The 26,209-nt window shown below is 73.6% G+C and carries 24 protein-coding genes; 10 read left to right on the top strand and 14 right to left on the bottom strand.

All coding sequences use genetic code 11. From position 1 onward, the window contains the following. Positions 1-165 precede the first annotated feature (165 nt). A complete protein-coding gene (locus CHR28_RS15325; RefSeq protein WP_094054173.1) occupies positions 166-687 on the top strand; it encodes a hypothetical protein in 522 nt (173 codons plus the stop codon). Between the two features lie 30 nt (positions 688-717). Here the strand turns inward: CHR28_RS15325 and hemC are convergent, their stop codons facing one another. The 3 genes from hemC to ligD form a co-directional block, all read right to left on the bottom strand. Beyond that, positions 718-1,653 (bottom strand): hydroxymethylbilane synthase, encoded by a 936-nt coding sequence (gene hemC, locus CHR28_RS15320; protein WP_094054172.1) that lies wholly within the window; start codon positions 1,651-1,653, stop codon positions 718-720. 206 nt (positions 1,654-1,859) lie between these two features. Next, entirely contained in the window at positions 1,860-2,633 is a 774-nt protein-coding gene (locus CHR28_RS15315) for an NPP1 family protein (protein WP_256984259.1), read from the bottom strand. A 140-nt stretch (positions 2,634-2,773) separates the two neighbouring features. Further along, positions 2,774-3,754, bottom strand: coding sequence for a non-homologous end-joining DNA ligase (ligD, locus tag CHR28_RS15310; RefSeq protein WP_094054170.1), 981 nt, complete (start codon positions 3,752-3,754; stop codon positions 2,774-2,776). Positions 3,755-3,902: 148 nt separating this feature from the next. On the opposite strand from ligD, the gene CHR28_RS15305 reads away from it, so the two are divergent. After that, positions 3,903-4,424, top strand: coding sequence for a MarR family winged helix-turn-helix transcriptional regulator (locus CHR28_RS15305; protein WP_094054169.1), 522 nt, complete (start codon positions 3,903-3,905; stop codon positions 4,422-4,424). 103 nt (positions 4,425-4,527) lie between these two features. On the opposite strand, the gene CHR28_RS15300 is transcribed toward CHR28_RS15305, so the two are convergent. Next, positions 4,528-5,685 carry an MFS transporter gene (locus CHR28_RS15300; protein ID WP_094054168.1) on the bottom strand — a complete coding sequence of 386 codons (1,158 nt, stop codon included), beginning with the start codon at positions 5,683-5,685 and terminating at the stop codon, positions 4,528-4,530. A 126-nt stretch (positions 5,686-5,811) separates the two neighbouring features. Between CHR28_RS15300 and CHR28_RS15295 the strand changes: the two genes are divergently transcribed. The 4 genes from CHR28_RS15295 (at position 5,812) to CHR28_RS15280 (ending at position 9,872) form a co-directional block, all read left to right on the top strand. Continuing rightward, positions 5,812-6,573, top strand: coding sequence for an AraC family transcriptional regulator (locus CHR28_RS15295; RefSeq protein WP_094054167.1), 762 nt, complete (start codon positions 5,812-5,814; stop codon positions 6,571-6,573). Between the two features lie 50 nt (positions 6,574-6,623). Next, complete coding sequence (locus CHR28_RS15290; RefSeq protein WP_094054166.1) at positions 6,624-7,004, top strand: DoxX family protein; 381 nt, start codon at positions 6,624-6,626, stop codon at positions 7,002-7,004. Continuing rightward, positions 7,001-7,468, top strand: coding sequence for a peroxiredoxin (locus tag CHR28_RS15285; RefSeq protein ID WP_094054165.1), 468 nt, complete (start codon positions 7,001-7,003; stop codon positions 7,466-7,468). The genes CHR28_RS15290 and CHR28_RS15285 overlap by 4 nt, the downstream gene beginning before the upstream one ends. A 61-nt stretch (positions 7,469-7,529) precedes the next feature. Continuing rightward, positions 7,530-9,872, top strand: coding sequence for a SpoIIE family protein phosphatase (locus CHR28_RS15280; protein ID WP_094054164.1), 2,343 nt, complete (start codon positions 7,530-7,532; stop codon positions 9,870-9,872). Between the two features lie 155 nt (positions 9,873-10,027). Here CHR28_RS15280 and CHR28_RS15275 read toward each other — a convergent pair whose 3' ends face one another. Beyond that, the gene (locus CHR28_RS15275) at positions 10,028-10,858 is read right to left on the bottom strand and encodes an aldo/keto reductase (protein WP_094054163.1); all 831 of its coding nucleotides are present in this window, start codon (positions 10,856-10,858) and stop codon (positions 10,028-10,030) included. Between the two features lie 97 nt (positions 10,859-10,955). On the opposite strand from CHR28_RS15275, the gene CHR28_RS15270 reads away from it, so the two are divergent. Next, positions 10,956-12,020: a LacI family DNA-binding transcriptional regulator gene (locus CHR28_RS15270; protein WP_094054162.1), complete on the top strand. Its 1,065-nt coding sequence runs from the start codon at positions 10,956-10,958 to the stop codon at positions 12,018-12,020. On the opposite strand, the gene CHR28_RS15265 is transcribed toward CHR28_RS15270, so the two are convergent. Genes CHR28_RS15265 through CHR28_RS15250 form a run of 4 tightly spaced genes read right to left on the bottom strand, consistent with a single transcriptional unit; the run spans position 11,983 to position 16,593 of the window. Beyond that, positions 11,983-13,362 carry a glycoside hydrolase family 32 protein gene (locus CHR28_RS15265; RefSeq protein ID WP_094054161.1) on the bottom strand — a complete coding sequence of 460 codons (1,380 nt, stop codon included), beginning with the start codon at positions 13,360-13,362 and terminating at the stop codon, positions 11,983-11,985. The genes CHR28_RS15270 and CHR28_RS15265 overlap by 38 nt on opposite strands. Further along, positions 13,359-14,213, bottom strand: coding sequence for a carbohydrate ABC transporter permease (locus CHR28_RS15260; RefSeq protein WP_094054160.1), 855 nt, complete (start codon positions 14,211-14,213; stop codon positions 13,359-13,361). Before CHR28_RS15260 ends, CHR28_RS15265 begins: the two co-directional genes overlap by 4 nt. 17 nt (positions 14,214-14,230) lie before the next feature. Next, positions 14,231-15,187, bottom strand: coding sequence for a carbohydrate ABC transporter permease (locus CHR28_RS15255; protein ID WP_094054159.1), 957 nt, complete (start codon positions 15,185-15,187; stop codon positions 14,231-14,233). Further along, positions 15,184-16,593: an extracellular solute-binding protein gene (locus CHR28_RS15250; protein WP_094054158.1), complete on the bottom strand. Its 1,410-nt coding sequence runs from the start codon at positions 16,591-16,593 to the stop codon at positions 15,184-15,186. The genes CHR28_RS15255 and CHR28_RS15250 overlap by 4 nt, the downstream gene beginning before the upstream one ends. Before the next feature lie 163 nt (positions 16,594-16,756). On the opposite strand from CHR28_RS15250, the gene CHR28_RS15245 reads away from it, so the two are divergent. Continuing rightward, positions 16,757-18,298 carry a glycoside hydrolase family 32 protein gene (locus CHR28_RS15245; RefSeq protein ID WP_094054157.1) on the top strand — a complete coding sequence of 514 codons (1,542 nt, stop codon included), beginning with the start codon at positions 16,757-16,759 and terminating at the stop codon, positions 18,296-18,298. A gap of 74 nt (positions 18,299-18,372) precedes the next feature. Next, a complete protein-coding gene (locus tag CHR28_RS15240) occupies positions 18,373-19,347 on the top strand; it encodes a TauD/TfdA dioxygenase family protein (protein WP_094054156.1) in 975 nt (324 codons plus the stop codon). 21 nt (positions 19,348-19,368) lie between these two features. Here CHR28_RS15240 and CHR28_RS15235 read toward each other — a convergent pair whose 3' ends face one another. From CHR28_RS15235 to CHR28_RS15215, 5 genes are all read right to left on the bottom strand, one after another. Then, on the bottom strand, positions 19,369-20,397 hold the full coding sequence (locus CHR28_RS15235) for an LLM class flavin-dependent oxidoreductase (protein ID WP_094054155.1): 1,029 nt from the start codon (positions 20,395-20,397) through the stop codon (positions 19,369-19,371). Between the two features lie 79 nt (positions 20,398-20,476). Beyond that, complete coding sequence (locus tag CHR28_RS15230; RefSeq protein WP_094054154.1) at positions 20,477-21,982, bottom strand: metallophosphoesterase family protein; 1,506 nt, start codon at positions 21,980-21,982, stop codon at positions 20,477-20,479. Positions 21,983-22,027: 45 nt separating this feature from the next. Then, positions 22,028-22,861, bottom strand: coding sequence for an MHYT domain-containing protein (locus tag CHR28_RS15225; protein WP_094054153.1), 834 nt, complete (start codon positions 22,859-22,861; stop codon positions 22,028-22,030). 121 nt (positions 22,862-22,982) lie between these two features. Further along, positions 22,983-23,738, bottom strand: a complete 756-nt coding sequence (locus CHR28_RS15220) for a dienelactone hydrolase family protein (RefSeq protein ID WP_094054152.1) — start codon at positions 23,736-23,738, stop codon at positions 22,983-22,985. Between the two features lie 150 nt (positions 23,739-23,888). After that, positions 23,889-24,509, bottom strand: coding sequence for an L-threonylcarbamoyladenylate synthase (locus tag CHR28_RS15215; RefSeq protein WP_179272448.1), 621 nt, complete (start codon positions 24,507-24,509; stop codon positions 23,889-23,891). A 139-nt stretch (positions 24,510-24,648) separates the two neighbouring features. On the opposite strand from CHR28_RS15215, the gene CHR28_RS15210 reads away from it, so the two are divergent. Then, positions 24,649-26,142 (top strand): helix-turn-helix domain-containing protein, encoded by a 1,494-nt coding sequence (locus CHR28_RS15210; protein ID WP_094054151.1) that lies wholly within the window; start codon positions 24,649-24,651, stop codon positions 26,140-26,142. Positions 26,143-26,209: the final 67 nt, after the last annotated feature.

Here is a 26,209-nt window from a genome sequence, read left to right as displayed (position 1 = left end):
CACGCCCGGGCAAGCGCTTTCTCCGTTTGTTTCCGGATAACCGCTGGGCACGGCTTGATCACCGATCAAATGGGATGAACTGCCTGGCCACAGCGCATTCTGCTCATTTGACAGTGCGCTGAGACCACAGATAGGAAGCAGCTTCCAGAGGTCGAGAGGTGCAGTGTGTACGAGCCGAACGTGGTCGGGGACTGGCAGGAGTACGACGAACATGCCGGCCTGCGCGTCCGCGTCCACCGTCTGGAACTGTCCGAGCCGCCCCGCGGCCGGGACGACGCCGCCGACGGGCTGACGTATTTCAGTCTGCGCGTCACGGTCGAGAACCGGGGCAGCCGGCATCTCGGCATCCATCTGGAGGACGGTCAGATCGACGTCCGGGTCGGTCCCGACGGCGAGAGTGCCTTCCTCGACTGGCGCAACTCCCAGTTCATCGAGGGCTTCGACGTCTATCCGCTGCGCCGGGTCACCGCCGTGCTGTACGCCGCCGGTCCCGAGGCCTCCCTGGGGCTGGTGGACGTCCAGGTCCAGCTGCGGGTCGAGGACGAGTGGACCGGCCGGCGGCTGTGGTCGGGCTCCATCGGCGGTCCCGCGGGGACCGCGGAGGCCCAGCAGGGCGCGGTGCGGGACAGCCTGGCGCACCAGGTGAGCGTGTTCCTGCGGGACCAGGCGGAGGAAGGCACCGCCTGATCCGGCGTCAGCGGCCGGGCGCCGCGGAGATCAGTGCGGGATGCCGTCGATGATCTCGCGGGCGCCCTGACGCAGCAGGGCCACGGCGACCGAGGTGCCGAGCGTGGCCGGATCGAGCCGGCCCGCCCACTCGTGGGCGTTCAGCCGGGTCTTGCCGTCCGGGGTGAACACGCAGGCCCGCAGGGAGAGTTCACCGCCGCGGTCCACCCGCGCGAACCCGGCGATCGGGCTGTTGCAGTGCCCCTGCAGCACATGCAGGAACATGCGCTCGGCGGTGGTCTCCCGGTAGGTGTCCGGGTCGCCCAGACCGCTGACCGCGTCGATCAGGTCGGCGTCGTCCTCGCGGCACTGCAGCGCCAGCACGCCCGCGCCGATGGGCGGCATCATCGTCTCGGTCGAGAGGATCTCGCTGATGACGTCCGTCCGTCCGATGCGCTCCAGCCCGGAGACGGCGAGCAGCAGGGCGTCGGCCTCTCCCGCCGCCAGCTTCGCCAGCCGCCGGTTGGCGTTGCCCCGGAACGGCACGCACTCCAGATGCGGGTGCGTGGCGGCCAGTTGCGCGACCCGGCGCACCGACGAGGTGCCGATCCGGGTCCCGGCCGGCAGCTCGTCCAGGGTCAGCCCGCCGGGGTGGATCAGGGCGTCGCGGATGTCGTCCCGCTTGAGGAACGCGGCGAACACCGTGCCCGCCGGGAGCGGCCGGTCGGCGGGGACGTCCTTCACGCAGTGCACGGCGAGGTCGGCCTCGCCGGCCAGCAGCGCCGCGTCGACCTCCTTGGTGAACGCGCCCTTGCCCTCGACCTGGGACAGATCACCCAGCCACTTGTCGCCGGTGGTCTTCACCGGGACGACCTCGGTGCGCACTCCGGGATGGGCGGCGGCCAGCTCGGTCCGGACGCGCTCCACCTGAGCCAGGGCCATGGGGGAGTCGCGGGAGACGATGCGGATCAGTTCGGGGACGGACATGCCGACACGATAGACCCTCATGCGGGTGAGTCCGTGCCGTACCTCCCCCACCCGCCCGCCGGCGAGCGTCAGTTCGGGGCGAGCGGCTCGCTCGGCTCCCCTACGGACACGGGGACGCCACGGCGCCGTCCGGGGCGGCCAATCGGACGCGGGGCGGGTACCGGACCCGGCCGGGGGAGCTTGGCCCCCGGCCGGGCGGGGCGGGATCAGGCGTTCGGGTCGAAGGCGATGCCCGACGGCTTGGCCGAGGCCAGATGGCTCGCGAAACTCGCGTCCTTCAGGCCGAAGTTGGCGCTGCCGAAGTTGTACGACGTGAGCTTGTCGCGCACACCGGCCGGATAGCCGTTCCAGCCGACCAGCGGCGGGTACTGCCAGGTGCCCTTGTGGTTCTCCGGCGGCTCGTCGTTGGAGTTGGCCGCCCGGAAGCAGTGCGTGCTGATGCCGTCCTTGTGGTACACGATCTTCGGGTGCGTGCCCTCGAAGCGGACCGAGGACGCGGCGTGCACGGTGAACGAGCCGTGGTTGGACGTCGAGACGTACTTGACCTGGTTGTCCTGCACCCACACGGCGACGTGCTCGAAGTCGTGCCGGTGGCCGCCGATGCTGCTGCCCGGCAGGGCCTGGTCCTTCTCGAAGTACAGGGCGTACAGGATCGCGCACCAGCCGTTGTTGCACTTGTAGCGCGAGTAGCCGTTGGTGTTGTCCAGGTCGGAGGCGTCCCGGCAGTTGCCGTTCAGGGCGCCGGTCGGGTTGAGCCCGCCGTTGACGGCCCCGTCGGGGCCGATCGCGGCCGAGGAGTAGCAGCCGTCGGTGTCGTAGTCGTAGGCGGGCTGGTAGGTCCGCTCCAGCGCCTCCGCGTTGGCGGGCAGGGCCGGCGGCGGGGCGGCGAAGGCCGTGGCGGGGAAGGCGAGGACCAGGACGGCGGCACCGGCTGCCCCGGTGAGCCATCTCCTGCGCGATGCGAACGGGCGTGACGACACTGCGTCCTCCTCTTGGGCGCAGCCCAACGGCTGTGGGGGAAAGGGAGGTTCAGCTTCCAGGCTGAACGCGTCCATGCCAAGAGGGGCGGGAGGTCCCAACGGTGAATCGCAGCCCAATAGTTGGCGCCCGGAGCGCCGGTTCAGACCAGGTCGTCCGGGATGTCTGCCGCGGCCTCCTCGGGTGCGAGGTCCGGCCGCAGCCGCAGCCAGGACGGCTGGCGCAGCAGCCCCTCCCGGGTGCGGGTGCTGTAGCGGACCTCGCCGACCAGCCGGGGGACGACCCAGTGCGCGCCCGGGGCGCGCGGGGCCGGGTCGAAGGGGCAGGCGTCCGTCGCGGCGGCCGCCAGCAGCCCGGCCAGCTCGGTGCGCTCGGCCTCGCTCCAGCCGGTGCCCACGCTGCCGACGTAGCGCAGCCGTCCCGCGGCGCGCTGCCCGACCAGCACCGCGCCCGGCAGCCCGGTGAGCCGGCCCTTGCCCGGCTGCCAGCCGCCGACCAGGACGTCCTCGGTGAGCATGTTGCGGATCTTGATCCAGGCCCGGGAGCGCACGCCCGGCTCGTACACCGAGTCCAGCCGCTTGCAGACCAGGCCCTCCATGCCGTGCTCCCGGGTGGCGCGCAGGGCCTCCGCGCCGTGGCCGACGATCGCTGCCGGGGTCGACCAGGAGGGCCCGGCCAGGCCGAGGTCCTCCAGTGCCGCGCGGCGCCGCGCGTAGGGGAGCCGGAGCAGTGACCGGCCGGCCAGGTGCATCACGTCGAACAGCACGAGATGGACCGGCACCTCCGCCGCCCGTCGCGCGGCCCTCGCCGGGGCGTGGGCCAGGCCCATCCGGGACTGCAGCAACTGGAAGTTCGCACGGCCCTGGGCGTCCAGGGCCAGGATCTCGCCGTCCAGCACGGCGGGCGTGGCCCCGAGGGCGGTGCCCAGCGGGCCCAGCTCCGGGTAGGCGGCGGTGATCTCGTCCCCCGAGCGGGCCCGCAGCAGCACAGTGCCGTCACCGGGGAGGTACGCCACCACGCGCTGGCCGTCCTGCTTGGTCTCGTAGGCCCAGCGGGTGTCCTGCGCGGCGGGCGGCAGGGAGCCGGACGTGGCGAGCATGGGCGGGATCAGCGGCAGGTCCACGCGTTGAGTTCTCGACGGACCGGGGCGGGGTCACGCCCGGATGGCGCGTCTTTCCCCTGAACGGCGCTGACCGAAGCGGCGCGTCCCGGCGGCGAGGACCGGCGCCCCATTTACTTGAGTTAGGCAACGAGATGGTAAAGTCGGGCGTATGCCCACACCACCGCTGCCCGACCGTCCGTCGGCCGAAGTCGTCGAGATCGAGCGCGCGCTGACCAGGATCACCTACCTCAGCACGCGTGCCCGTCAGCACGACCGGCTGATGGCCCTGGCGGGCGTCCCGCTGGACCGGGCCGCGGTGGCGCTGCTGCGGCAGGTCGCCGACTCCGAGCCGCTGCGGCCGGGGGAGCTCGCGGCACGGCTGGGCGTGGAGGCCTCGCACGTCACGCGCACGGTGCAGCAGTTGCAGAAGTCCGGATACGTCACCCGCGTCCCCGACCCGGACGACCGCCGCGCCCAGCGCATCGAACTCACCGACGCCGGCCGGCAGGCCATCACCAAGGTCCGTGAGGCCGGCGTGCGCGGCATGCAGGTGGCCCTGTCGGACTGGTCGCCCGAGGAGCTGCGGCACCTCGCCACGCTGTTCCACCGCATGGTGGACGACTTCCTGGCACACGCGGTGGAGGAGGAGCCGGAGCCGCGGCCGGCCGGGACGAGCCCCCGACCGGAGTGAGGCGGCTTCGGTGTGAGCCGACTGTGGTGTGAGCCGACTGTGGTGTGAGGCGCGTTCGGTGTGAGCCGACTACGGTGTGAGCCGAGGTCGGCTCCGGCCTCCGTCACCGTGGCGCCGGGTCACGGGGGTCCGTCCGCTGCGCGGCCACGGCTCCCGGGGCGGCGGGTTCGCGCAGCCCGCACAGCAGCAGCCCTCCCACCGCGGGCAGGGCGATCAACGGCAGCAGCGCCGTCCGCAGGGAGGTCGCGTCGGCCAGCGCCCCGATCGCGGGCGCCGCGAGACCGCCCACGCTCACCGTCAGGCCCAGCGTCACCCCGCTCGCGGTGCCCGTCCGCCGGGGCAGGAAGTCCTGGCCCAGGGTGAGGTGCAGCGAGAACGGCACGTACAGGCCCGCGGACGTCAGCGCGGCGAACAGGTACACCGCCGGCCCGGGCACCAGGACCAGCCCGGCCACGGCCGGGACCGTCAGGGCGTACGACCTTCGGACCACGGCCAGCCGCCCGTACCGCTCGGCCAGCCTGCCCCCGGCGAGCGTCCCCACCGCGCCTCCGGCGTAGAGGACGAACAGCGCCGCCGTACCGGCCGCCTCCCCGCCGCCGGTGCGCTGCCGCACGTACAGCGAGACGAACGCCCCGAGGCCCACGAACACCACCGACCGGCAGACCACGGCCCCCGACAGCCGCAGGAAGGACGCCCAGTCGTCCCGGCCCGCGGCCACCGGCAGACCCGCACCCCTGATGCCGGAGCCGGCCGAGCGCACCGCCGTCGCGCACAGCACGGCGCCGAGCACGGCCGGGATCGCCAGCAGGGGAGAGGCGGGCAGGCCGCCCGCCGCCATGACGGCGAAGACCAGCAGGGGCGCCAGGGCGAAACCGGCGTTGCCGCCGAAGGAGAACCAGCTCATCCCCGTGTGCCGGCCGCCCGCCACCACCCGTGCCAACCGGGCGGCCTCCGGATGGTAGGCCGCCACGCCCAGGCCCGACAGCGCGACCACCGCCAGCGTCAGCGGGTAGGAGCCGGTCACCCCGCTCAGCGCGACGCCCGCGCCGGCCGTCAGCGCGCTCAGCGGCAGCAGCCACGGCATCGCCCACCGGTCGGTGAGCACCCCGAACAGCGGCTGCACGAGGGACGACAGCAGGGACGCCGCCAGGACGACACCCGACGCGGCGGCGTAGGAGTAGGCGCGCTCGGCGACGAAGTACGGCACCAGGGCCGCCACGGCCCCCTGGTAGACGTCCACGCAGGCGTGCCCGACGGACATCCGGGCGACGGGTCGGGTCGGTCGGCGGGGGTGGCGCCGGCCGCGGCCGGGGCTCAGGGGTGAGGTGGTCACCCGGGAATCGTCGTCCGCGCGCCGCCTGGCCCGCTTCCGATAATCTGCCGGACTGTGCCGAACATCCGCCACACCCCGACGGCGCCGACCCGGGCCCAGCGGCTCATGGCCGGCGACCGCATGGACGCCCACCGGCACGACGACCACCAGATCGTCTACGCGGGCTCCGGAGTCGTGGAGGTCAGCACCGAGGCCGGCACCTGGTTCGCCCCCGGCACCCGCGCCCTGTGGGTGCCGGCCGGTACCGTGCACGCCCACCGCGCCCACGGCCGTCTCGACCTGCACCTGGTGGGCCTGCCCGCACGCGACAACCCCCTCGGGCTGGACCACCCGGCCGTCCTCGCCGTCAGCCCCCTGCTGCGCGAGCTGATCCTCGCCTACACCCGGGACCCCGGCGACGACAGCCCAGAGCGGCGGCGGCTGCGGGCCGTGCTGTGCGACCAGTTGCGCCTCTCGCCCCAGCTGCCGCTGCGGCTGCCCACCCCCACCGACCCCCGGCTCGCCGCCGTCTGCGCGCTCGTGCACGCCGACCCGGCCGACGCGCGCACTCTCGCCGCGCTCGGTGCCGCCACCGGGGCCGGGGAGCGCACCCTCAGCCGCCTCTTCCGCGCCGAGTTCGGCATGACCTTCCCGCAGTGGCGCACCCAGTCGCGGCTCTACCACGCCCTGCGGATGCTGGCCGACGGCCTGCCCGTCACCACCGTCGCCCACCGTTGCGGCTGGTCCTCCGCCAGCGCGTTCATCGATGTCTTCCGCCGCTCGTTCGGCTACACGCCCGGCACCCATCACCGGCGTTCGCGGGGGCGGGGCGACTGACCTGACTACCGTCCAGTAATATCGCGCGGCAGGCCCCCCAAGGAGGAACCGTGCCCCGGTCCGACCGCTCGCCCCTGCTGCTCGCCGGCCTGCTGGCCACCGCGGGCGTCGCCCACTTCGCCGCCCCGCGCCCCTTCGACGCGATCGTCCCGGACGCTCTGCCGGGCAAGCCCCGGACCTGGACCTACGCCAGCGGCGCCGTGGAACTCGCCCTGGCCGCCGGTCTCGCGCTGCCCCGGACCCGCAGGACGGCCGCGCTGGCCACGGCCGCGTTCTTCGTCGGCGTGTTCCCCGCCAACGCGAAGATGGCCGCCGACTGGCGCCACCGCCCCACCCCGCAGAAGGCCGCCGCCTTCGGCCGGCTGCCCCTGCAGGTGCCCCTGGTGCTCTGGGCGCGCGGTGTCGCCCGGAACGCGCAGGGCCGGTCGTGAGCGCGCGCGTGGAGGCCGGGGACAAGGTCGACGACTTCACCCTGCCCGACGAGACCGGCACCGAACGCAGCCTGTCCGCACTGCTCGCCGAAGGGCCGGTCGTGCTCTTCTTCTACCCGGCCGCCCTCACCGCCGGCTGCACCGCCCAGGCCTGCCACTTCCGCGACCTCGCCGCCGAGTTCGCCGCCGCCGGCGCGCGGCCCGTCGGCATCAGCGGCGACGCCGTCGAACGGCAGCGCGAGTTCGCCGGACGGCACGCCCTCGGCATGCCGCTGCTCTCCGACGCCGACGGCACGGTCCGGGAACGGTTCGGTGTGAAGCGCGGCTTCTCCCTGGCCCCCACCAAGCGCACCACGTTCGTCATAGCGCAGGACTTCACCGTCCTGGACGTCATCCGCAGCGAGCTGCGGATGAACGCGCACGCCGACCGGGCGCTCGCCGCTCTCCAGCCCAACCGGAGCTGACCCCCTTCGCGCAGGCGGCGGCGCGGTTGATAGCGGACGGCAAAGGGACAATCCTGGACGGATGGAGGACGCCTCCGCCGCTGCGATCATCGACGCCCGCGGCATTGTGACGGGGTGGAGCGAGGGTGCCCGGCAGCTGACGGGCTATCCGCCCGCGGAAGCCGTGGGCCGGCCCGTACGGGAACTGCTCGCCGGGGACGTGCCGCCCGAGGCGGTGGCGGCCCGCTCGGGCACCGTCATGGTGCGCCACCGCGACGGCCACCCGGTCGCAGTCCGGGTCAGCGCGTGCGTCGTGACGGGGCGGGACGGCGAACCCGACGGCTACGTCGTCACCGCCGCGCGGCCCGGCCGGGCGGAGACCTCGCTGGCGGGTCGCGCGTTCCAGCAGGCGTCCCTGTCGATGTCCGTCTTCGACACCGGCCAGCGCTACCTGCGGCTGAACGAGGCCGCCTGCCAGGTCATGGGCGTATCGGAGGAGACCCTGCTCGGCCGGCACTTCCCCGAGACGGTGGAGGACGCGGAGCACAACCGGGGCTTCGACCGGCATCTGCGCCACGTCGTCGAGACGGGCCGGCCGCTGCGCTACGAGAGCTACGCCGGCGCACCCGCCCTGAACCGCGAGCACGCCTGGGTCACCGAGATGTGGCCGGTCCGGGACGCCGCCGGGGAACTCGTCGGCACCGCGCTGGCCGCGTTCGACAGCACCGAGCAGTACTGGGCCCGGCGGCGGCTGGCCCTGCTGAACGAGGCCGCGGCCGCCATCGGCACCACCCTGGACGTGGTGCGCACCGCCGAGGAAGTGGTCGGGGTCGTCGTGCCCCGGTTCGCCGACTTCGCGAGCGTGGACCTGTCCGACTGGGTCCTCGGCGCGGACGAGCCGCCGGCCGTGCCCGCCGAGGAGGTCTCCCTGCGCCGTGTCGCCCACGGCTCGGTCGTCGAGGGCACCCCGGAGGCCGCCGTCCACCTGGGTGACGCCGACGTCTACCCCTCCTTCTCACCCATCGCCCGGGCCATGCGGGAGGGCCGGGCCGTCGTCAGCCAGGCGGGGGAGCCGTCCTTCATGCGCTGGGTCGCCGAGCGCAACACGCGCGCCCCCGGCGGACGCCCCTACCGGGTGGGCGCGCACTCGATGATGGCGGTGCCGCTGCGGGCCCGCGGCACCACCCTCGGCGTCGCCGTCGCCGTGCGCATCCACCAGCCGGACGCCTACGGCGAGGACGACGCCGTCTTCGCCGAGGAACTCGCCAGCCGGGCCGCCGTCTGCGTCGACAACGCCCGCCGCTTCGCCCGCGAACGCACCACCGCCCTGACCCTCCAGCACAGCCTGCTCCCGAAGGGCCTGCCGGGCCAGGCCGCCGTCGAGGTCGCCCACCGCTATCTGCCCTCCGGCTCCGCGGCGGGCATCGGCGGCGACTGGTTCGACGTGATCCCGCTGTCCGGCAGCCGGGTGGCACTGGTCGTCGGTGACGTCGTCGGCCACGGCATCCCCTCCACGGCGACCATGGGCCGGCTGGTCACCGCCGTGCGCACCCTCGCCGACGTGGACCTGCCGCCGGACGAACTCCTCACCCACCTCGACGACCTGGTCACCCACCTCGCCTCCGGCGACCAGAGCGACGAGGTCCCCGAGCTCGGCGCCACCTGCCTCTACGCCGTCTACGACCCCGTCACACGCCGGCTGAGCCTGGCTGCCGCCGGGCACCCCGCCCCCGCCCTGGTGCTGCCCGACGGCTCCGCCCGGCTGATCCCCATGAGCGCGGGGCCCCCGCTGGGCGTCGGAGGGCTGCCGTTCGAGGCGACGGAGCTCCAGCTGCCCGAGGGCTCCGTCGTCGCCCTCTACACCGACGGGCTCGTCGAGGACCGCGACCGCGATGTCGACCACGCCACCGCCGAGCTGTGCCGCGCCCTGACCGTCCCCGCCGACTCGCTCGACGCGCTGTGCGACAGCGTGCTGAAGTCCGTCCTGCCGGAGGAGCCCGGCGACGACGTGGCGCTGCTGCTGGCCCGCACCCGGGCGCTCGGCACCGGGGAGGTCGCCACCTGGGACGTGGCACCGGATCCCGCGCAGGTGGCCGCCGCCCGGCAGGCCGCGACCGAACAGCTCACCGCGTGGGGCCTGGACGAGACGGCCTTCGTCACCGAGCTCGTCGTCAGCGAACTGGTCACCAACGCCATCCGGTACGGCGCACCGCCCATCCAGCTCCGGCTGATCCGCGACCGGACCCTCATCTGCGAGGTCTCCGACGGCAGTTCGACCTCTCCGCACCTGCGGCGGGCCCACCAGGACGACGAGGGCGGGCGCGGACTGCTGCTGGTCGCCCAGCTCACGCAGCGCTGGGGCAGCCGGCAGACCACGCGCGGCAAGACCATCTGGTGCGAACAGCCGCTCACCCCGCACTTCTGACCGCTCACCCCGCCGTGCCCGCCTCCGAGGCGACCTGGGCGAGGGTGCGGCCGGACGTCGCGGACCGGCCCCGGCGCGGATCGGGTGCACCGCGCCCGCCGCCGTCCCCGGCGCGCTCCTTCCTGCCTCGCGTGCCCAGGTGCCCGTCGGAATTCTCAGAACTCCTCGTGCACCTCGGGGTCACCGCCCACCCGCCGCCGCTCCCGGTCCGCGATCGCGGTCATCTCCTCGTCGCTCAGCTCGAAACCGAACACGTCGAGGTTGGCGCGCTGCCGCTCGGGGCTCGCCGACTTCGGGATGGGCACCGCGCCGAGCTGGGTGTGCCAGCGCAGCACGACCTGCCCGGCACTCACCCCGTGTGCCTCGGCGACGCGCGTCACGGCCGGGTCCTCCAGCAGGGGCGTGCCCCGGCCCAGCGGGCTCCAGCTCTCCGTGACGATGCCCTTGCCCGCGTGGAAGGCGCGCAGCTCCTCCTGCGGCAGGAACGGGTGCAGCTCGATCTGGTTGACGGAGGGCAGCACCCCGGTCTCCTTCTCCAGCCGCTCGATGTGCGCGGCCGTGAAGTTCGAGACGCCGATCGACCGCACGAGCCCGTCCTCGCGCAGCTTGATCATGGCCTTCCAGGAGTCGACGTACCGGTCCACGCGGGGCAGCGGCCAGTGGATCAGGTACAGGTCGACGTACTCCAGGCCGAGGCGGGCCCGGGACTCCTCGAAGGACGCCAGGGTCTCCGCGTAGCCGTGGTGGCGGCCCGGGAGCTTCGTCGTCACGACGATCTCCTCGCGCGGCACCACACCGGCGGCCACGGCCCGGCCGACCCCCGTCTCGTTGCGGTAGTTCGTCGCCGTGTCGATCAGGCGGTAGCCCGCCTCCAGAGCCGAGAGGACGGCCTGCTGTGCCTCGTCGTCGCCGAGCGGCCAGGTGCCCAGGCCCAGGGCGGGGAGCGTCGTACCGTCGTTCAGGGTGTGTGTCGGGATGCTGATCACCGTCGGACCTTCCCGTTGACTGTGTCGTCCCTCCAGCGTCACGGATAGGGTGAGCAATGATCAACCGGACGGCTGGGGGACGAGGGCGGCGGACGGCATGGGCGGTGCCGAGGAGAAGACGGCGGCGGGACCGGGACGACCCACCTCACGGGACGTCGCCCGGCTCGCCGGTGTGTCGCACACCGCGGTGTCGTTCGTGTTCAACGGCCGGGCCGACGGCAACCTCTCGCCCGCCACGCAGGAGCGCATCCGCCAGGCCGCCGCCCGGCTCGGCTACCGGCCCGACCCCGTCGCGCGCGGCCTGCGCAGCCGCCGTACGGCCGTGATCGGACTGGTCACCGACGAGATCGCCTCCTCGCCCTTCGCCGGGCGGCTGCTGCGCGGCGCCATGGACACCGCCTGGGCCGGCGAGCACCTGGTCCTCACCGTCGACTCCGGCGGCGACCCGGCCAAGGAGGACGCGGCGGTCGCCGAACTCCTCGACCGGCGGGTCGACGGCATCATCTACGCGGCCATGTCCCTGCGCCGCGTCCGCGTCCCCGAGGGCCTGCACCGCACCCACTCCGTGCTGGCCAACTGCCTGCCCGAGGACGACTCGCTGCCCGCCGTGGTCCCCGCCGAACGGGCCGGCGGCCGGACGGCGGCCCGGCTGCTGCTGGAACAGGGGCACCGGCGGGTCGCGCTCGTCGGCGGGCAGGACGACATCGCCTCCGTGGAACGGCTGCGCGGCTTCCGTGACGCGCTGCGCGCCGAGGGCATCACCGTGCCGAGGGACTGGGTCGTGCGCACGGGCGGGGAGATCTCCGGCGGGTACGAGGGCGCCACGCGGCTGCTCGACGGGACACCGGCCGAGCGCCGCCCCACCGGGATCTTCGCGTACAACGACCGGGTCGCGGCGGGCGTCCTGCACGCCGCGACCCGGCTCGGGATCTCCGTCCCCGGTGACCTGTCGGTCGTGGGCTACGACGACCAGGAGCACATGGCCGCGCATCTCGCGCCGCCCCTGACCACCGTCGCCCTGCCCCACCGGGCGATGGGGGAGACCGCGGCGCGGCTGCTGCTGGACGCGATCGCCACCGGCCGGACGCCGCCCGCCACCGTGCGGCGCCTGGCCTGCCCGGTGATCAGCCGCGCGTCGGTGGGACCAGCTCCCATCCGGTGACGGCCGCGCCTGATCCGGTCACGTCCAACTGCCTGACGTCGTCGGCTCGTTCGTAGACGCGCTCGGTGACCATGGCCCGGTCGCCGAGAAACAGCTCGTACAGGGAGCCGTCGACCAGGACGCGTACCGCCAGCTCCGCCCCCCGCGGCACGGGCACGACGACCGGCGCTGCGGCCGCCTGGCGCGGCCAGGCGTCCCGGTCCAGCGTCACCGTGCCCTCCTGCGGATCCAGCACGACCGTCAGCTCGGCGCCCGAGGCCGAGCGCAGCAGGCTCACGGTGGTCCGTGCGCGTGCGGAGACGGTCAGGTCGTAGGCCGCGGGCAGCGGGGTTGGGCCGGGCACGGTGACGAACGGCTCGTCGGCGCGCAGCCGGTCCAGCTCCGGGGCCGGGCTCACCCGCAGCGCCCCGTCCGGGTGGACGCCGACGACGCGGGGAGCGGTGAGGACACCGGCCCAGTCGGCGTCGCGCTGCTCCCGGGCCTCCCAGGACCAGCCCCACATCAGGGCGCGGTCCGGTTCCTGGAGCACGGCCGGGGCGTAGAAGTCGCGGCCGTGGTCGAGCCGGCCGCCCGCGCGCGCCGAGAAGCGCGGACCCGCCTCCAGACGGCCCGTCAGATACCCGGTGGTCCACGGACGCCCGTCCCACAGCGACACGACCAGCACCCACTCGCCCCCGCCGGCCGCGTACAGCTGCGGGCACTCCCAGCCGGTGGCCCGGTCCCCGAACGCCGCCCGGGCGGCCGGGTCGTGGCCGTCCAGGAGCACCCCGGCGAACCGCCAGTCGGTCAGGTCGTCGCAGTCGTACAGCAGCACCGACGGGGTGCCGTCGGCGTGCCCCGCGCCCACCAGCGCCCGGCGCCGCCCCTCGTGCCGGAAGACGAACGGGTCGCGGAACATCACCACGTCCAGGCCCTCCGGCGGACCGGCGACCACCGGCGCGGGCAGCGGGACCCACTCGGTCAGCAGCGGGTCGTCCGGGTCGGCCGCCCGGGCCAGGCAGATCGTGCCGAGCCCGGCGTGGTGCCGGTCGACGCCGGTGTAGACGGCCGTCGGCACGCCCCTGTCGTCGACCGTGCAGCCGGACCAGCAGCCCGCCTCGTCCGGCCCGCCCGGGGTCGGGGTGAGCGCGACCGGGTGGTGTTCCCAGTGGGCGAGGTCGGGGCTGGAGGCGTGGCCCCAGTGGACGTTGGCGTGCACCGGGGCGTCGGGGTTGTGCTGGTAGAAGAGGTGGTAGCGGCCGCGCCAGCGGAACGGCCCGTTGGGGTCGTTCATCCAGTGGGCGGGCGGGCGGACCCGGAAGCGCGGGGCGTGCGGGTCCTGCGGGGGAGCGGCGAGGCTCAACGGTTGACTCCAGCGGAGGTGATGCCCTCACGCAGAGGGCGCTGGCCGACGACGAACACGGCGACGGCGGGGATCATGGACAGCACGACACCGGCGAGCACCACCGAGATGGAGCCGGTGCCGAGGTTGCCCTGGAGGGAGACCAGCCCCAGCGGCAACGTGTAGTTCTGGCCCGACGTCTCCAGGATCAGCGGCCGGAAGAACTCGTTCCAGTGGTAGTTGAAGGCCAGGACGCCGACGATCGCGAGGCCGGGCGCGGCCAGCGGGGCGTACACGGACCGGAAGGTCCGCCACGGCCCGGCCCCGTCCAGCATCGCCGCCTCGCCCAGGTCCTTGGGCATGCCCAGGAAGTACTGCCGCATCAGGAACGTGCCGAAGGCGGTGGGGAACGCCGGGATGATCAGACCGAGCAGGGTGTCGGTCAGGCTCATCGACTTCAGCACCAGGAACACCGGCACGATGGTGACCTGCAACGGCACCATCATCGTCGCCAGGACCAGGCCGAACAGCGGCTTCTTGAAGCGGAACTCCAGCCGGGCGAAGGCGTATCCGGCCAGGCCCGCCGTGATCATCTGGCCGGCCGCGATCAGGCCCGTGACCAGCGTGGAGTTCAGCGCCAGCAGCCAGACGTCGATCTGGTCGAACACCCCGCGGTACGCCTCCGTGGAGGGGTTCGCCGGGATCAGGCTCGGCGGCAGGTCGAACGCCTCGGCGGGCGTGCGCAGCGAGGTGGAGACCGTCCACACCACCGGGCCGAGGGTGAGCAGCGCGCACACGGCCAGCCCGGCGATGCGCGCCCAGGGCGCCAGCCCGTGCCGCAGGCGGCCGGAGGACAGGGTTGCTTGACTCATGACAGGACTCACCCGGCTCACTGGTAGTGGACGAAACGCCGGCTGAGCCGGAACTGCAGGGCGGTGACCGCCATGATCAGGACGAACAGCAGCACGCCCACCGCGGACGCCTCACCGAAGCGCAGCTGCTCGAAGGCGGTCTCGTAGATCACCATCACGACCGTGCGTGTGGAGTCGCCCGGGCCGCCGTTGGTGAGGACGTAGGGCTGCTCGAAGACCTGGAGCGCGTTGATGATGCCGACGACGGAGGCGACCAGCAGGGTCGGCGACAGCAGCGGCAGGGTGACGGTCAGGTGCTTGCGCAGACCCGTCGCGCCGTCCAGGGCGGCGGCCTCGTGGATCTCCTTCGGGATGTTGTTCAGGCCGCCGACGAACAGCAGGAACGAGAAGCCGAACTGCTGCCAGACGTAGACCAGGACGACCGTCGCCATGGCCGCGTTCTCCGACGTCAGCCAGGGCACGGGGGCGACGCCGACGAGGCCGAGCAGCCAGTTGATCACCCCGAAGTCCTGGTTGAACAGGTACTTCATCACCACCGAGATCGACGCGGCGGACAGCACCAGCGGGAAGAAGAACGCCGAGCGGAACACCGACCGCAGCCACACCGGCATGCGCCCGTTCACGGCCAGCGCGAGGGTGAGCGCGACGAGCAGTTGCAGCGCCACCGCGAACACCATGAACACCAGCGTGTTGCGGAAGGACACCAGCACGGTCTCGTCGCCCAGCACCTCGCCGTAGGCGGAGAGTCCCGCGTACGACGGGGAGTCGATCACGTTCCAGTGGAAGAGGCTCAAGCCCACCGAGCCGGCGATCGGGACGACCGTGAAGACGACGATGCCGACGATCGTCGGGGCCAGGAACAGCGTGGCGAGCAGCCGGGTGCCGCGGTCACGGGCCGGGGGACGCCTCGGCGCGGGGGGCGGGGACGGCTCGGGGCGCGCGGCCCGGGCGGGCGGGATCCGGGTGTTCGTCATACCTCACGCTCCATGGCCTTCTCCAGATCGCCCTGCATCCGGCGCAGCGCGGGACGCACCGAGCGCGGCGAGGCCAGCGCCGTGCCCGTGTGCTTCAGCAGCACCTGCTCGACCTCGGCGACCTGCGGCGGTGCCGGGATCGGCCCGGTGTCGGGGAAGCGGTCGAGGGTGTCGTAGAAGACCGGCCAGTGCGCCGGTCCGGTCTTCGCGTAGCGGTCGGCGGTGAGCAGTGAGCGGCGGGCCGGGGTCGTCTGGTTCGTGGCGAACAGCCGCTCCAGGGTGTCCCTGCGGGCGGCGTACTTGATGAACTCCCACGCCTCGTCCTGCATCGCCGAGGTGCGCAGCAGCGCGTAGCCCGCCGCGCCGTACTGCATGCGCTGGGTGCGCCAGCGCGGGAAGTACTGGACGTCGAAGCCGTCGCGCTCCATGCCGGCCAGATGCAGGCCGCCCGCCCAGAAGCCGCCGGCCGGGGTGACCCCGACCCGGCCCGTGGAGAACACGCCGATGAGGTTCTGGCCGTTGCCGCCCTCGGGGCGGGTGCACAGGCCGTCCTGGATGAGGGAGGCCAGATAGTCGTAGACCTCCTCCACCCGGTCGTGCGTGGCCTGGGGCGTCGTCCAGCGGAAGCCGCCGCCGCGGCCCGCGCGCTGCCCGGCCGGGTAGAAGCCGTCCCACAGCCACTGTCCGCCGGGCGCCTTGGACTCGGCGAGCAGATTGGTGTCGTTGGCGAACAGCCAGGGCACGACGCCGCCCCAGAGCCGGTTGGTCCAGAAGTACGGCGTGAAGCGCGCGCCGCCCGTCCTCTTCATGTCCCGCAGCAGCGCCGTGAAGTCGTCGCGGGTCCAGTCGGCCGGCGGGAACGCGGCGCCCGCCCGCGTCAGCACCTGCCGGTTGAAGTACATGTCGGCCGCGTTGAACTCCACCGGGAGCTGGTACAGGCTGCCCTCGTACATCATCGACTCCACCAGCGAGGGGTGGACGTCCGCGAAGTACTCCTTCAGCTCGGCGGCGTCCCGCTTCACCCACCTGTCCAGGGCCACACCGAGGCGTTGGGCGAACAGCTGCACGCCCTCGGTGGCGACGTAGACGAGGTCGGGGGCGGTACCGGCGGCGACCTGGGTGAGGATCTTCGCGAAGAAGTCCGACCAGTCGACGGCCTGGACCGCGTTGATCCGCAGCTTGATGTCGGGGTGCAGCTCGGCGAAGCCCTCCTGGAGCGTGCGGATGGCCTCCGGCCCGTAGGCGGGGCCCAGCGTGGCGACGACGAGGGAGCCGTCGTCCCGGCCGGGGATGTCGGCTCCGGTGAGCCGGTCCCAGCTCGCGGCGGTGCCGGCCAGGGCGGCGGCCCCCGCGCCGTAGGCTCCGTACCGCAGCAGGGCCCGGCGGGTGAGGTGCGAGTCGGTCATCGTGTCAGGGGCCTAACTCGTGTTAGCCGTGGGTTGATGCCCCAGATGATGTGAGCGCGGCGGAGACCTGTCAAGGCGTGCGACCGCTTGACCTTTAACGAGTTAGGTCCGAAAGTCCTGATCCCATGAGCCACCGTTTCCGACGAGAGGGACGAGGTCTGTGATGGGCGGGATCACCAGGAGAGCGCTGTTCGCCGGGCCGGCCGCGGGAGCCGCCGGAGCCCTGCTGCCCGCGGCGGGCCCGGCCGCGGCCAAGCCCCGCACGGTGGGCGCGAGCTACCGCGCCGCGTACCACTTCACCGTGCCCGGGCAGTGGAAGAACGATCCGCAGCGCCCGGTCTGGATCGACGGGCGGTATCACTACTACTACCTGCACAACGCCGACTACCTCGCCGGTGAGATCGGCACCGCCTGGCGGCTGGCCACGAGCCGTGACCTGGTCTCCTTCACCGACCGGGGGATCGCCGTGCCCAAGGACACGACCCCCAACGGCGACGTCTGGTCGGGCTCGGCGGTGGTCGACAGCGGGAACACGGCGGGCTTCGGGGCGGGCGCCGTGGTGGTCCTGGCGACGATGTCCCCGCAGGACGGCCCGGCCGACCAGGCGCAGTACCTGTACTACTCCACCGACGGCGGCCGCACGTTCGCCCCGTACGGCACCGACCCGGTGCTGCCCAACCCCGGCGTGCGCGACTTCCGCGATCCGAAGGTGATCCGCGACGAGGAACGCGGCCGGTGGGTGATGACCCTCGCCGAGCACGACAAGGTCGGCTTCTACACCTCCGCCGACCTCAAGTCCTGGACCTACACGAGCGGTTTCGTGCGCGGCGGCATCGGGGTGCTGGAGTGCCCCGACCTGTTCCGGATCCGGGCCGCGGACGGCACGGTGAAGTGGGTGCTGGGCGTGAGCGCCAACGGCAAGGGCGCCGGGCTGCCGAACACCTACGCGTACTGGACGGGCACCTTCGACGGCACCGCCTTCACCGCCGACGCGGCCGCTCCGCAGTGGCTCGACCACGGCTGGGACTGGTACGGGGCCGTCACCTTCGACCGGCACGCCGCCGACGGCACGGTCGACGACAGCACCCGGTACGCGATCGGCTGGCTCAACAACTGGGACTACGCCCACATCACGCCCACCATCGACAGCGACGGCTTCAACGGCACGGACTCGATCGTCCGGGAGGTGACCCTGAAGCGTGGGGGCGACGGCGCGTACCACCTGTCGTCCCGGCCGGTCGCCGCGCTCGAGAGGTACGTCTCGCGCACGGTGCGGCTCGGCGACCTGGCGGTGGAGGGCACCCGGATCCTCGGCCACCGCGGCACCGCCTACGAAGTGAGCTGCGAGATCACCTGGGAGCAGCTCGCGGGCGCCGGACTGCAGCTCAGGCGCTCCCCGGACGGGGTGCGGCACATCGACGCGGGGTTCCACCGGGACTACGCGTTCCTCAACCGCGGACCCTCGGTGTCGCCCGACATGACCGGCCGCTTCCAGGAGAGCCGCAGCCCCTTCGACCCGGCCCGGCGCACGGTACGGCTGCGGATCCTGGTGGACCGCACGTCCGTGGAGATGTTCGTGGACGACGGCCGGTACACGCACTCGTCCGCGGCCTTCCCCTACCTGGTGGACACCGGGCTCGCGCTGTTCACCATGGAGGGCAGGGCGGTGTTCCGGGACGTGGTGATCCGGGAGTTCACCGTGTGAGGCGGTGTCGCCACCGGCGGGGATCGCTGTCACGATCTTCGGGACGGACCTGGCCCACGACCAGCGGAGTGCGCATGACGACGGACAGCCGGACGACGGACGAGGCGGTGCCGGACGCGGGGCTGGAGGTGAAGCCGGTCGCCGGGTACATCGGCGCCGAAATCCACGGCGTCGACCTGGCCGGCGACCTCGACGACACCGTCGTCGCCGCGATCAGGGCGGCGGTGCTGCGGTGGAAGGTCGTGTTCTTCCGCGGCCAGCGGCTGGACCACGCCGGGCACGTGGCGTTCGCGCGGCGGTTCGGGGAGCCGGTGGTGCTGCCGCGCCGCGGCAGGGCCTCACCGCCGGACTTCCCGGAGATCGAGACGACCGCCGACCGGCTGGAGCTGGGCGGACGGTTCGGCATGGAGCACGACGAGTGGCTGCGGCGGCGCCGCCACACCCTGCTGCGCGGCTGGCACTGCGACCACGGCGCCCGCGTCGACCCGCCCGCCGCGACGATCCTGCGCGCCGAGACCGTCCCGCCCTACGGGGGCGACACCACCTGGGCGAACCTGGCGGCCGCCTACGCCGGGCTCTCGGCGCCGCTGCGGGCGTTCGCCGACGGGATGCGTGCCGAGCACCGGCTCGGCGTCGGCTACCAGCCCCGGCCCGGCGACGACGCCTACGTCCGACACCTGCTGGACCGCCAGGTCGCCTCGCTGCACCCGCTGGTGCGTGTCCACCCCGAGACGGGCGAGCGGATCCTGTACGTCAACGGCTACTACGTCGAGCAGATCGCCGGCCTCTCCCGGCCCGAGAGCGGCGCGATCCTGGAGCTGCTGCTGGAGCAGGCGGTCCGGCCCGAGTACACCGTCCGGTTCCGCTGGGAGCCGGGCAGCGTGGCGTTCTGGGACAACCGCGCCACCATGCACCTGGCCCCGGGCGACACCGGCCACCTCGACCATCCGCGGATCATGCACCGCGTGATGCTCGCCGGGGACGTGCCGGCCGGGGTGGACGGCACGCCGTCGGAGGCGATCACCGGGAGCGAGCCCGGGCGCTGGTGACGCCTCGGACGGCAGGGCGCGTCAGCCGGCAGGGCGCCAGCCCAGCGCCGGGGCGAGCTTCGTCGCCATGTCGGTGAGGATCTGCACATAGTCCTCGTGCTCGAAGGTGAACGGCAGCGCGAACGCCACCTCCTCCACCTCCCGGAACCCGGCGTGCGCCTGCAGCCGCTCGGCGAGCTCCGCCGAGGTGCCCACCAGGTCCGGCGCGAACAGCAGCCGCGCCGGGCCCTGTGGCTCCGCGGTGCGCGGGGTGCGCCGCTCGGCGTACTCCGCGTACGGGGCCCGCTGTCCGGGCGAGGCGGAGTCCGTCGGGATCACCACCAGGCCCTGCGAGACCCGGGCGGCCTCGCCGTCGGGGTGGGCGGCCCGGAAGGCGCGGATCTGGGCCGCCTGAATCTCCGCGAAGTCCCAGGGCCCCTCGGGCTTCTCCGCCTTCACGACGCTGCTGGTGAGGAGGTTCATGCCGTGCTCGCCCGCCCACCGGGCCGAGCGCAGGCTGCCGCCGCCGTACCACAGGCGCCGGCCGAGACCGGCGGAGTGCGGCTGCACCCGGTCCGAAAAGGTCTCGAAACCCTCCACACCGCTGAAGTCCGTCGCCGGCTCGCCCCGCACGAAGCGCAGCAGCCGCTCCACCCGCCCGTACCCGAAGTCCTCGGCGTCGGCCGTGTCCGGGTAGAGGGCGCCCCTGACCTCGTCGAAATGCATCGGCGGGCCCACGCTCACACCGGGGTTGAGACGCCCGCCGGACAGCAGGTCGACGGTGGCCAGGTCCTCCGCCAGCCGCAGCGGGTTCTCCCAGCCGAGCGGGGTGACGGCCGTGCCGAGCTCGATGCGGCGGGTGCGCTGCGTGGCCGCGGCCAGGACGGCGACGGGGGAGGAGATGCCGTACTGGAGGTGGCGGTGGCGCACCCACGCGCTGTCGAAGCCGAGCCGCTCGCCCAGCTCGATGATCTCCAGCGTCGACTCGTGCCCCCGGCGCGGATCCCGCTCGTCGAACAGGCCGATGGTCAGGAAACCCAGCTTGCGCAGCGGTCGCGGAGTCGGTGGCACGGGCCCTCCCTCATCGAACCTTCCATGTGTCCGGCTGTGCCAACCCGGCGGTGGCTCTCCCTGTTCCCGTCCGGCGAGGTCAGCGCAGCGGGATCGTCACCTCGTCCTCGACCGGCGGGTCGAGTTCCTGGGCGCGGTTGCCGGTGGCCGCGTAGCAGCGCAGCCGGACCGACTCCGGCGAGACGTCCAGCCGCAGGAAGCACTTGAAGAACGGCGGGCTGTACGTGGCCGAGCTCGGCGAGAACAACGACGTGTAGATCTTCCGCACCGGCAGCCGGAACCGTCTGGCCTTGTCGGGGCGGCTGCCGGTGCCGAGCAGCCCCGCGACCAGCCGGGCCCGCCGGGTGACGCGGGCCGGTGTTCCCGGGGTGCGCGCGGGCCGGATGCCGAGCCGCTCGGCGATCAAGGCCGTCGCCTCCGCCTCGGTGAGCGTGAAGAAGCGGCGCAGCCGCAGCCGGCGGCCGTAGAGCCGGCTGTAGAACGCCAGGGAGTCGCCGCGCAGCGGATAGCAGCGGAAGTCGTCCTCGGTGACGCCGGCGACGTCGACGCGCGGGATGGTGTGGGTGGCGTGCATGAACGCCCCGCCGCCGCCCGCCACGACGTACTGGAGCGTGCGCCCGTCGTCCAGCCGGACGGGATAGCGCTGGTAGTTGTGGATGTCGCCGCCGATCGCCGCCACGTAGTGGTGCGCCGGATCGCGGACGATGTCGTCGACGGTGCCGCCGCCCTCGATCGCGCACGGCTCGTGCCGGCCGTCCACGTACAGCGGCGAACCGGTGACCAGGATCTTCGGGCGGGGCCCCGCGGAGACCTCGCGCAGCCAGGCGCCCTGCGCGGCGTCGACGGTGCCGAGCAGACCGGTGTCGATGCCGACGATCCGGACCGGCCCGGCGTCGATCGCCCAGTACGGCCCCGGCTGGACGGCCTGCTGGGCGGGGGCCGGACGCAGCGCGCGGGCCTCGGCCAGGTGCTCGCCGTCGCCCGGACGCGGCCGGTGCCACAGCAGCGACCGCAGCCAGGCCCGGGTCAGCGGGCGCGGCCGGTCCTCGGGCGGCAGGGGCGGGGCGTCGCCGCAGAAGACCCGCATGAACCCGCCGAGGTCCTCGTACCAGTCGTGGTTGCCCGGAATCGCGTAGATCGGCGCCGGGTAGTCGCGGTACGGGCGGAAGAACTTGGGGCCGTAGTCGTCCGCGCTGCCCACCGGGTAGATCACGTCACTGGCGAGGACCGCGAAGCGGGTGTCCCCGCCGGCTTTCAGCAGGCCCGGCACGACGGCGTACTGGGGATCGTCGCCCTCGCCGGTGTCGCCGATGACCAGGAAGGAGAACCGGTCCGGGTCGTCGCGGCGGACGACCTTGTCGGCCGGTGCCCCGGCGGCCTCGCGCTGCGCCACCCAGCGGGCCCGCATCCGGCCGGTGGGGTCCCCGAACCAGGAGGCCAGCACGCCGTTGCGGGCCGCCCACAGCATGCGCGGGTCCAGCCAGGAGATCTTCTCGGTGCGCTGCGGCAACAGCCGCTGATACGCGCCGCGTTGGGCGGAGCCCCAGCCGGCGCCTTCGGGGGTGTCACGTGAGGAGTCGGGCACCGGTGCACCGTAACAACCGGGCGGGACAAGGCAGTCGGGGGGTTCTCACCGCCCGCGCGGCGGCGGGGCCGGCCGGTGCCACGAAGGGCGCGAGGGCGCGGCGGAGGCGGCGGCCGGAGTGCCGGGGCCGGGTGCGGCCGGGCGCTCGCCCAGCACCAGCAGCGGATCGAACATCACCACGGCGGCGGCCAGCAGCAGGAAGACGACCGGCCCCAGCAGCATCGGCAGCAGCAACGACATCGGCGACTCGCCGGCCCACGTCCCGCCCGTGGTGTCGTGCACATGGACCCGGACGGCGGCCATGCCCGTGTAGTGCATCCCGGACACCGCGATGCCCATCACCAGGCTCGCGCCGAGACTCGTGCCCATGCCCCGGACCGTGACGGCCGACCAGAGGGCGGCGGTCGCGGCGGCGATCGCGATCAGCACCGACAGCGTGACGCCCCACGGGTCGTAGCGGACGTCGCCGTTCAGCCGCATCGCCGCCATGCCCAGGTAGTGCATCCCGGCGATCCCGAGGCCGGTGACGCTCCCCGCCACCGCCAGGGTGCGCGCGCCCGGGCCGCGGTGGCCGACGGTGAACACCCCGGCGCCGACCACGACGACGGCCACGACGAGACTGAGCACCGTCGTGGCCGTGTCGTACCGGACCCGGGTCTCCTCCACGTGGAAGCCGATCATGGCGATGAAGTGCATCGTCCAGATGCCGCACCCGATGGCGGCGGATCCCAGGGCCAGCCAGCCCGCCTTCCACGACCGCGCGCCGAGCAGCGAGCGCACGATGCACCGCAGGCCCAGCGCCCCTCCCAGACAGGCCATCAGATAGGCCGCGACCGGGGTCACCGCACCGTAGCGGAACCCCTCGACCGTGCCGTCCATGCGCCAACTCCCCCCAGAGTCACGGCTGCTGTCCCGCAAGGTCTACGCGCAGGGACCCCGCGGAGCAAGCCCTTGCCGCCGGCCGGGCGCTCGATCCCGGGCTCTCACACGGCGAAAGGGGTCAGAAGGTGCGCTTCAGCAGGTCCAGCAGCGCCGCCCAGTGCCGCCGGTCGCCCTCCTCGTGGTAGGCCGCCGTGTCGGCCTGGGTGAAACCGTGCGGCGCGCCGGTGTACACCTCGCAGCGGTGCCGCACGCCCGCCGCGGTCAGGGCCTCCTCCAGACGCTCGATCTGCTCCGGCGGCAGCGACGGGTCCTGGTCGGCATGGCCGAAGTACAGCTCGGCGGTGACCTTGCCGGCCACCAGGTGCGGGCTGTCGGGCGTGTCCGTCGCCAGCCGCCCGCCGTGGAAACCGGCCGCCGCCGCGACCCGCTCCGGGTAGGTGCCCGCGGTCAGCAGCGACAGCCGGGCGCCCATGCAGTAGCCGGTCAGCGCCACCGGACCGCCGGCCGCCACGGGCGACTCGGCCAGCCAGCGCAGATACGCACCGGTGTCCCGCATCGCCAGCTCGTCCGTCAGGGTCCGCATGACCGGCGTGATCCGCTCGAACACCCCCGGACGTGCTCCGGGATCGATGAACTCGGGCAGGTCGAACAGCGGGGCGCGTCCGGCGCGGTGGAACAGGTTGGGCACCAGCACCGTGTACCCCTCGCCGGCCAGCCGGTCCGCCATGGACCGCAGGTTCGGACGCAGGCCGAAGGCGTCCATGAAGACCAGGACGGCCGGGTGGGCGGCCCCGTCGTCCGGGTGGGCCAGGTAGGCGTCGGCGGTGCCGTCCCCGGTGGGGATGTCGACGTCGGTTCCCTGTACGGCGGTCATGACTGCGCTGCCTCTCTGCGGGGTGGGGTGGGGGCCGGGAACCCGTCCGCGTGACCGGGCGGATCCCCGCCATCGTGGCACGGCGTTCCCGGGGCCTTCCCCCCGCCCCCGGCCCGACTGCCCGCGCCTGAACGGCCCTTGGGGCGCCCTTTACTCGAACCGTGAGGTGTCGCCCGCGCCCCGCCGCACGATCTCGGCCTCCCCGCCGGAGAAGTCGACGACCGTCGTCGGCTCGGTGCCGCACTCACCGGAGTCGACCACCGCGTCCAGGACGTGGTCGAGCTCGTCCTTGATCTCCCAGCCCTGCGTCATCGGCTCGTCCTGGCCGGGCAGCAGCAGGGTGCTGGACAGCAGCGGCTCGCCGAGCTCGGCCAGCAGGGCCTGGGTGACGACGTGGTCGGGGATCCGCACCCCGACGGTCTTCTTCTTGGGGTGCTGCAGCATGCGCGGCACCTCCCGGGTCGCGGGCAGGATGAACGTGTAGCTGCCGGGCGTCGACGCCTTGATCGCGCGGAACACGTCGTTGTCGATGCGCACGAACTGGCCGAGCTGCGCGAAGTCCTGGCACACGAGAGTGAAGTGGTGCCGGTCGTCGAGCTTGCGGATCGCGCGGATGCGGTCGATGCCGTCCCGGCTGCCCAGGCGGCAGCCCAGTGCGTAACAGGAGTCCGTGGGGTAGGCGACAAGGGCGTCCGCGCGGATGCTGTCGGCGATCTGGCCGATGGTGCGCGGCTGGGGGTTGTCGGGGTGCACGTCGTAGTACTTCGCCATCCGCCGAGCTTATGCCGCCCGGGCGGGCCGGTGACGCAGCGCGGGGTGCCGGGCCCGCGGACGAGGACCGGGGGACGGCTGAGGTAACGTCCCCGACCGGTGCGCCGGAGGCGGTGCGAGGAGGGAGGGGAAGGCCGAAATGGCTGGCCGAGAGGACACAGACCGGCAGCGGGGGACGCGGCCCGGGGCGAATCCGGCGTGGGCGCGGGAACTGCTGGAGCACCTGCGGCCGGCCGGACGCGACGTGCACCGGGTCGTCGCGTGGCTCGCCGGCGCCGTGGAGGGGTCGGTGGCCCTGCGGGACGCCGCCGGGAACCTCGTCGCCGGAACCCGGCTCCCCCTCGACGAGGACCTGGTCACGGAGATTGCCGCCGGCCGGATCGCCTCCGCCGCCTGGCAGACCGGGGAGGAGCACCTGCGCCTGGTGCGGGTGGAACACCCCACGGACGCCTGCGTGCTGGCCGTCTCCCGGCCCGCCCCGTTCGACCGGCGGGCCTCCGACGTCGTCACGCACACCGCCCAGGTGATCGAGCTGCTGCTGACGGCCCACGACTCGGCCGCCGCCGGGCACCGGCTCCGGCGCGCCACCTCCGACCTGCGCCTGGCCATCCTGCAGCTGCTGATGGTCGAGGACACCGTCGCCGCCCGCCGCGTCGCGGCCGGACTGTGGCCCGGACTCCTCGACGCCGACACCGCGTGCGTGTACGTCGTCGAGTCCGACCCCGCCGCCCGCGACCGCATCGTCGAGGACTGCCTCGACCACACCAGGGAGAACGCCCTGGTGGTGCGGTGCCCGGCGATGGACGGGCACGTGATCGTCGTCGGCCCCCGCGAGACCACCGGCGACGCGCTGAAGGCGCTGGTCGGACGGCACCGGGACACCTATCTCGGCGGCAGCGTCCGGCAGAGCCTGGCCCGGACCGCCACCGCCTACGGGCAGGCCGTCAGCGCCCTCGCCGTCGCGCACGTCCGGCCCGACAAGACGGCCGTGTACACCGAGCGCACCCATCCCGAACGCCTGATGGACCCGGCGGCGCTGCGCACCTGGACGGCCCGCCTGCTCCGCCCGCTCGACACCCTGCCGCACCACACGCGGGCCGAGCTTCTCGCCACCAGCCGCCTCGGCCTGGAGTTCACCGCGGTCGCCGCCGCCAAGGTCCTCGGCGTCAGCCGCAACACCGTCCGCGCCCGCATGGAACGCGTCGAGAGCCTGCTCGGCACCGACTTCACCGACCTCACCGTCCGGGCCGTGGTCCTGCTGGCCCTCAACACGCAGATCGGGCTGGCCGACGTGCCGCCCGCGAGCGACACCCGCGCCGCCGGCCCGCACCTCGCCGACCTGCTGTCCGGGCCCGCCCTGCGCACCTGGGCCCAGGACCTGCTGGGCCGCCTGGACGCGGACGCCAGGAATCCGCGCCGGACGCTGCGCGCCTGGATCGCCGCCGGCGGCAACGCCGAACGGGCGGCGCAGACGCTGGGCGTGCACGCCCAGACCGTGCGCGAACACGTCCGCAGCGCCGAACCGCTCCTGGAGCGCCAGTTGCTGGCCGCCGGGAGCGACCTGTACGAGGTGGTGCTGGCGCACCTCGCCGTGGGCGACCTCGAACTGCCGCACCTGCAGCCTCGTACCTGAGCGGTTTGCCTCCCTGGCAACCGGTCGGCCTGGTTCCGTCGGGACGAAACGGGGCCATCCGGACTCA

This window comes from Streptomyces sp. XY006 (genome assembly GCF_002237655.1).
Classification (GTDB): Bacteria; Actinomycetota; Actinomycetes; order Streptomycetales; family Streptomycetaceae; genus Streptomyces; species Streptomyces levis.
Note: the sequence above shows the minus strand (reverse complement) of the source record. Positions and strands in the feature narration are given on the sequence as shown.

Bases quoted from the DNA above. Each gene is read 5' to 3' on its own strand.
- CHR28_RS15240 (WP_094054156.1), top strand. From the start codon at position 18,373: ATGACGACGGACAGCCGGACGACGGACGAGGCGGTGCCGGACGCGGGG.
- CHR28_RS15250 (WP_094054158.1), bottom strand. From the start codon at position 16,593: ATGACCGACTCGCACCTCACCCGCCGGGCCCTGCTGCGGTACGGAGCC.
- CHR28_RS15300 (WP_094054168.1), bottom strand. From the start codon at position 5,685: ATGTCCGTCGGGCACGCCTGCGTGGACGTCTACCAGGGGGCCGTGGCG.
- CHR28_RS15270 (WP_094054162.1), top strand. From the start codon at position 10,956: ATGGGCGGTGCCGAGGAGAAGACGGCGGCGGGACCGGGACGACCCACC.
- hemC (WP_094054172.1), bottom strand. From the start codon at position 1,653: ATGTCCGTCCCCGAACTGATCCGCATCGTCTCCCGCGACTCCCCCATG.
- CHR28_RS15215 (WP_179272448.1), bottom strand. From the start codon at position 24,509: ATGGCGAAGTACTACGACGTGCACCCCGACAACCCCCAGCCGCGCACC.
- CHR28_RS15280 (WP_094054164.1), top strand. From the start codon at position 7,530: ATGGAGGACGCCTCCGCCGCTGCGATCATCGACGCCCGCGGCATTGTG.
- CHR28_RS15220 (WP_094054152.1), bottom strand. From the start codon at position 23,738: ATGACCGCCGTACAGGGAACCGACGTCGACATCCCCACCGGGGACGGC.
- CHR28_RS15225 (WP_094054153.1), bottom strand. From the start codon at position 22,861: ATGGACGGCACGGTCGAGGGGTTCCGCTACGGTGCGGTGACCCCGGTC.
- CHR28_RS15210 (WP_094054151.1), top strand. From the start codon at position 24,649: ATGGCTGGCCGAGAGGACACAGACCGGCAGCGGGGGACGCGGCCCGGG.
- CHR28_RS15255 (WP_094054159.1), bottom strand. From the start codon at position 15,187: ATGACGAACACCCGGATCCCGCCCGCCCGGGCCGCGCGCCCCGAGCCG.
- CHR28_RS15305 (WP_094054169.1), top strand. From the start codon at position 3,903: ATGCCCACACCACCGCTGCCCGACCGTCCGTCGGCCGAAGTCGTCGAG.
- CHR28_RS15245 (WP_094054157.1), top strand. From the start codon at position 16,757: ATGGGCGGGATCACCAGGAGAGCGCTGTTCGCCGGGCCGGCCGCGGGA.
- CHR28_RS15260 (WP_094054160.1), bottom strand. From the start codon at position 14,213: ATGAGTCAAGCAACCCTGTCCTCCGGCCGCCTGCGGCACGGGCTGGCG.